This is a genomic window from uncultured Rikenella sp. (assembly GCF_948810725.1).
Classification (GTDB): Bacteria; Bacteroidota; Bacteroidia; order Bacteroidales; family Rikenellaceae; genus Rikenella.
In genome coordinates, this window is sequence record NZ_CAQIVA010000070.1 from 1 (window position 1) to 6,364 (window position 6,364).

General features: G+C 62.2%; 5 protein-coding genes. All 5 read left to right on the forward strand.

Going from position 1 to position 6,364, the window contains the following annotated elements:
- The first annotated feature begins 170 nt into the window (after window positions 1-170).
- The 5 genes from Q9S52_RS10220 to truB all read left to right on the forward strand — a co-directional run bounded on the left by Q9S52_RS10220 (window position 171) and on the right by truB (window position 5,999).
- Window positions 171-2,636 (forward strand): YfhO family protein, encoded by a 2,466-nt coding sequence (locus Q9S52_RS10220; RefSeq protein ID WP_304709037.1) that lies wholly within the window; start codon window positions 171-173, stop codon window positions 2,634-2,636.
- Window positions 2,620-3,468 (forward strand): ABC transporter permease, encoded by an 849-nt coding sequence (locus Q9S52_RS10225; RefSeq protein WP_304709038.1) that lies wholly within the window; start codon window positions 2,620-2,622, stop codon window positions 3,466-3,468. The genes Q9S52_RS10220 and Q9S52_RS10225 overlap by 17 nt, the downstream gene beginning before the upstream one ends.
- Window positions 3,469-4,144: 676 nt before the next feature.
- On the forward strand, window positions 4,145-4,450 hold the full coding sequence (locus Q9S52_RS10230) for a DUF3098 domain-containing protein (RefSeq protein WP_304709039.1): 306 nt from the start codon (window positions 4,145-4,147) through the stop codon (window positions 4,448-4,450).
- 3 nt (window positions 4,451-4,453) lie between these two features.
- Window positions 4,454-5,239: an undecaprenyl-diphosphate phosphatase gene (locus tag Q9S52_RS10235; protein WP_304709040.1), complete on the forward strand. Its 786-nt coding sequence runs from the start codon at window positions 4,454-4,456 to the stop codon at window positions 5,237-5,239.
- Between the two features lie 7 nt (window positions 5,240-5,246).
- Window positions 5,247-5,999, forward strand: coding sequence for a tRNA pseudouridine(55) synthase TruB (truB, locus tag Q9S52_RS10240; RefSeq protein ID WP_304709041.1), 753 nt, complete (start codon window positions 5,247-5,249; stop codon window positions 5,997-5,999).
- Window positions 6,000-6,364: the final 365 nt, after the last annotated feature.

The following is a 6,364-nucleotide window of genomic DNA, read 5'->3' on the forward strand; positions in this document are numbered from 1 at the left end:
TCTTTGTGAACAAAGAGAACCAGAAAAACTTTAGACGGATGCTTCGCATCCTCAAACTGCCGACGGCCCTAACCAACGCGGCAACCTCCGTCCAAAATCACGCTTCCGCCATGGGGAAAGAACAGGAGTGCGAATAAAAGCGTATATTTAGGCCCAAAATTTCGACAGCCATGCCCCATCGCCTCGTTCGTTTTTTCCGGCACGCCCTGCCCCATATGCTTGCGTTAGTGCTGTTCGCCAGCGTTTCCGCCCTCTTTTTCGCCCCCCAGTACAACGGGAAAGCCCTGCGCCAGACCGACATGATCATGTTCAACGGCGCCACCAGCGACATCCGGCAACACATCGACCGCTACGACGAACACCCCCAGTGGGCCGGCCGTAACTTCAGCGGCATGCCCTCCTACCTGATCGACATGAACTACGACGGCCGCTGGGTCAAAAAGACCGCCGACCGCTTCTACTTTCTCGGCCAGCCCGCCGGGTGGCTGTTCGTCGCCATGGCCGGCTTTTATCTGATGCTGCTGTTATTCGGCGTCGACCCCTGGCTCTCGATCGCCGGCGGCCTCGGCTACGGCCTTTCGTCCTACTTCGTCATCATCATCGGCGCCGGACACATCACGAAAATGATGGCCCTCGCCTGGGTCGCACCGATGGTCGGAAGCGTATGGTACGCCTACCGACGACACCGATGGTTAGGCGCCTCTCTGGCCGGCCTCTTCGCCGCCGTCGAGATATCGACCAGCCACCCCCAGATCACCTACTACTTTCTCTTCGTTCTGCTGGCCCTCGTCATCAACGAATTCATAGCCGCCTATAAAGCCAAAGCCCTCGCCCGGTTCGGCAAGACCACCGCAGTTTTGGCCTTAGCCGCCGTGCTGGCCCTCGGCGCCAACCTCGTCCAGCTCTACTACGTCGCCCAGCACACCCCCGAGACCACCCGCGGCCGGAGCGAACTCACCGACCCCAACCCCACCGACCAAGCCAACCGCACCGGCGGCCTCGACCGCGACTACATCACCGCCTGGAGCTACGGGAAGATAGAGACCCTCGACCTGCTCGTTCCCAATTTATATGGAGGAGGGCGTGATTTTCAGGCCGACGGCGAAGTCGCCCAAGCCCTTCGGCAATACGACGTCCCCCGCGGCTTCGAGCGCAACCTGCCCTCCTACTGGGGCCCCCAGCCCTCCACCGAAGGCCCCGTTTACCTAGGCGCCAGCCTCGTTTTTCTGGCCCTCTTCGGGATGTTCGTCCTCCGCAGACGCGAAAAATGGTGGATCGCCGCCGTCTCCCTGCTGGCCATCTTCCTCGCCTGGGGCCGCCACATGATGTGGTTCACCGACCTCTTTCTGGACTACCTCCCCATGTACAATAAATTCCGCACCGTCTCCATGATCCTCGTGATCGTCGAGTGGGCCGTGCCCCTGCTAGCCATACTCGGCCTTGCCCGGCTGTGGAACCGCGACGAAACCGACAACGCCCGGCTTCAGAACGGCTGGAAATGGTCACTGCTCATCACCGGCGGCCTGTGCCTGTTGATCGGCCTCTTCGGCCCCATGCTCAGCAGCTTCGCCGGGCCCAACGACGAATCGATGGGACTTCCCGAGCCCATATTGGCCGCCATGCGCGACGAACGCGCCACCCTGATGCGCGCCGACGCCTTCCGGTCGCTCCTCTTCGTAGCGCTGACCGCCGGCCTCGTATGGCTCTGTGTCCGCCGCAAAATCCGTCGCAGCTGGTTCATCGCCGGCCTCTGCGGAATCATCCTCTTCGACCTCTTCCCCGTCGACAAACGGTACGTCTCCGCCTCCGATTTCCGTCCCCGCCGCGAAGCCCTGAACATTCCGACCACCGACGCCGACCGGCTGATCCTACAAGACACCACCGACTACCGCGTCGCCAACTTCACCCTCGACCCCTTCACCGACGCCACCACCTCCTACCACCACCGCTCCGTCGGCGGCTACCACGCCGCCAAGCTCCGGCGTTACCAAGACCTCATCGAACGCCACCTCAGCCGTCAGAACATGGCCGTCTACGACATGCTGAACACCAAATACTTCATCGTCCCCGACCAGGAAGGCCGGGCGACCGTCCAGCAGAACCCCTACGCCTGCGGAAGCGCCTGGTTCGTCGACACCATCCATTGGGTCGACACCCCCGACGCCGAGATCGCCGCCCTGAGCGGCTTCGACCCCCGTACCACCGCCATAGTAGACCGCCGCTTCGCCCCTCAACTCGAAGGGCTGACCCCCGAAGACCTCGCCGCCGACTCGACCGCCACCATCACCCTGACCGAATACCGCACCAACCGGCAGACCTACCGCACCCGCTCGTCGCGGGACGGCTTAGCCGTCCTCTCCGAGATCTACTACCCGAAAGGCTGGACCGCCATCATCGACGGCGAACGCGCCCCGTACCTTCGGGCCGACTACGTCCTTCGCGCCATCCGGATACCCGCCGGCGAACACACCCTCGAGTTCCGTTTCGCCGCCCCGCACTTCGACCTGCTCGTCGAAATCACCCGCACCTGCTCCGCCATCTTGCTTTTCGGCACCCTCGGCCTGCTCGTCGGGACACTCCTCCGGAAACGCCAACCCCAACCAACCACTCCAGATACCGATGGCACACCATCCTAACGGCCTGAAAGCCGACTACACCATCGCCACCGTCAGCGTCACCCTCGTGCTGCTGCTCTTAGGCGCCGTAGGCTACATCCTGCTGAACGCCTACTCCTCGACCTCGGCCGTGCGGAGCGAGCTGCGCTTTTCGCTCATGCTCTCCGACACCGTGACCCACACCCAGCGCGCCGCCATCGAGCGCCGGATGGGGCTCCACCCCGCCATCGCCTCGTGGCGCTACCTCTCCGCCGACGAAGCCGCCCAAGACTTTCAGGCCTACATCGGCGCCGACTTCGTCGAATTTTTGGGCGAGAACCCCCTGCCCGCCTCCTACGAACTAACCCTGAACGCCGGGCACACCGACCCCTCCGACCTCACAGCCCTCGAACGGGAGTGCACCACCTGGAACGGCGTCGAAGAGGTCGCCTACCAGCAGAAGATCATCGACGCCGTGACCCGCAACCTCAACCGCCTGAACTACATCCTGCTAGGTTTGGGAATTTTCCTGCTTGCCGTCGCCATCATGCTGATTTCGAACACCCTTCGCCTCGCCGTAGCCGCCCGTCGTCAAGCCATCGCCACCATGAAACTCGTCGGCGCCACCACCGCCTTCATCCGCCGTCCTTTCGTGTGGCGCAGCTTTACCCAGGGCGTCGTCGCAGGCGTTTTGTCCTCCCTGCTGCTCTACCTCTTCGCCGACGGCCTGTCGGAAGTGATGCCCGACATCCGCCTCTCGACCGACCGTTCGACCCTGGCCCTGTTGTTCAGCGGCATGATTTTGGTCGGCGTAACGATTTGCACTACCTTTACTGCCCTGGCCGTCAACCGTTTCGTCCGCCGCACCGACTGACGGGCCGCCGGCAGCCTGCATAACCAGCAGCGCACAGACAGCAGGATGGGCTGAGGCTGCCGTTAGTTGTTGGGGTAGAGGCTGCCAGTAAAACGCCCTATGGGCGCGCCCGCCCGGCGGACGCGAACGCGCCACGGCGGGCGGCCTTTAATTATTCAAAGCATCTGCGCGCTGCCGCCTAAAGGAGCGATTCAGCTATTTCGGCGGTTAGCCGAATATAGATGAATCGCGCAGGCGCGCGAAAAATGCGGCGGAGCGTTAGCGGAGCCGCAGTGAGGCTGACACGGGGCGGAGAATTGGGGCGGTGCTTTGGGCCAAGAGCGAGTAGCGCGGTTCTTCGAACCGCCGGCCTTGTCGCCCAGGCGCAAAGCGCCTCGGGGGGTGGGCGACAGGCCGAACTCGACAGACTGGGCGGTGAACGAGGCACTGCTCTTGCGACCCTAAAGAGTCGCGCGGGCCGAAGCCTCCGACCGCGGAGGGACGCACAGCGTCTTTTAATGCCAGCCTCTACCCCAACCCCCGCAGGCTTCGACCCGCTTGAACTGAGTGCGAGAATGAACCTCATAGCAAAAAGGCCGTACTCTTGCGACCCGCAGCGCCGCGCAGCCCGCCCCGCATAGAACCCACAAGAACCCGCATAGAACCCACACAGAATTAGAACCAGACACCACACGATATGAAAAAACAGACCACCGGCCACCGAGCCCAGCCCACCACCCCGATGCCCTTCGGACGCAGAAACTACCTCCTCATGCTCGCCGGCATCGGCGCCATCATTCTGGGCTTCATCCTCCTGAGCGGCGGCGCCAGCGACAACCCCGCCACCGAATTCAACCACGACATGTTCAACTTCCGTCGGCTGTACCTCGCCCCCCTGCTGCTGCTCGCCGGTTTTCTGTTCGAGATCTACGCCATCATGTACCGGCCCAAGAGCAAAAAATCGAACGAAACCGAAAACACCACCCCCCAAAGCCAGTCGTAACCCATGAGCACCCTAGACGCCATTCTGCTCGGTCTGCTCCAAGGCCTGACCGAATTTTTGCCCGTCAGCTCCTCCGGGCACCTCGTTCTTTTGAGCCGCCTCCTCGGCACCTCCGTCGACAACACCACCTTCGCCATCCTCGTCCACGCCGCGACCGTACTGGCCACCATCACCGTCTTCTGGAGCGAGATCCTGCACCTCCTGCGGCGCGGGCTCACCCTCCGCTCCACCCCCGAATCGCGCTACCTGCTGAAGCTCCTCATCTCCATGCTCCCCATTCTGATCGTCGGCCTCTTTCTGAAAGACCACGTCGAAGCCCTCTTCGGGAGCGGCGTGCGGTTCGTCGGCAGCATGCTCCTCGTAACCGCGGGACTGCTCCTGCTGACCCACCTGATCAGACCGAAACAGCAACATCCCGTGACCGCCAAAGACGCCTTTCTTATCGGCCTGGCCCAATCCGTCGCCGTGATTCCCGGCATATCGCGCTCCGGCTCCACCATCGCCACCGGCATGCTCCTCGGCGACGACAAAAGCCAACTCGCCAAGTTCTCCTTCCTGATGGTACTCGTCCCGATCCTCGGCGAAGCCTTTCTGGAACTCCTGAAAGGCGAATTCTCCCCCGCCGCCTCCGGCATCTCCGGCTATGCCCTAGCCGCCGGATTTCTGGCCGCCTACCTCTCCGGCCTCTTCGCCTGCAAAGCCATGATCCGCATCGTCAGCCGCGGGAAACTGTGGTGGTTCGCCCTCTACTGCGGCGTGGCCGGCACCACCGCCCTCATTCTCGGCTAATCGCTCCATGACCGACCATTTATCCCCCCACCTTCGCCCCGACTACCCCTTCGAAGAAGGGCTCGTCCTCCCCATCGACAAACCGCTGGGATGGACCTCCACCGACGTCGTTCGGAAAGTGCGCACCCTGATGCGCCGTTTGGGGCACCGCAAAATCAAAGTCGGCCACGCCGGCACCCTCGACCCCTTGGCCACCGGCGTTCTGTTGATCTGCGTCGGCCGCGCCACCAAACAAGTCGACACCCTCCAGGCCGAAGAGAAAGAGTACCTCGCCGAGATCGAACTCGGCGCCACCACCCCCAGCTACGACCTCGAACACCCCGTAGACACCCGCTACCCCTGGGCACACATCACCCGGGCAGACGTCGAGCGCATATTGGCCGGCTTCATCGGCGAACAGGAACAAGAGCCCCCCGTCTACTCCGCCAAGAAATTGGAAGGGCGTCGCGCCTACGAATACGCCCGCGAAGGCGAAGAGGTGAACATGCGCCGGGCCGTGATAAACATCTACTCGACCCGCCTCGAGACGTGCGAACTGCCGACCTCACCGCGCCTCACCGTGCGCATCTTGTGCAGCAAAGGCACCTATATCCGCGCCTTCGCCCGCGACCTTGGGCGTAAGTTATCGAGCGGCGCCCACCTCACCGGCCTGCGCCGGACCCGCAGCGGCGGTTTTCAAGTCGAGCACTGCCTATCGTTAGAGACCTTGCAAGCGAAATTATCGCCCCCGACTCCAACCGTTGAAACAAATCCCGTTTAATTACGTATTTTAATTATTCGTTTTGCCTCACCGGCAACGAACATCCCTTCAACCGAAAGTTGAGCCGCCGGCAGCGGGAGGATGCGTCAGCATCCGTCTAAAGTTTGGCTTCGCCTTCCTCCTCGCCGCTCGGCAATTTGCAAACTACGTTTGCATTGCTCTCGCTGGCAGCGTCGGTTTTCTGGTTCTCTTTGTGAACAAAGAGAACAGTACCCTCAAACCAATCGCGCACCTCGCCTTAAGAGGGAAATCGCCAAAATGTGCTTGCACGTTTTGACAAGATTTCCCAAGGCGCGCGGACAAAGAACGAGGGTAGAGGCTGCCAGTGGAAATGCGTAAGCATTTCCCGTCCACGGGACGTGGGG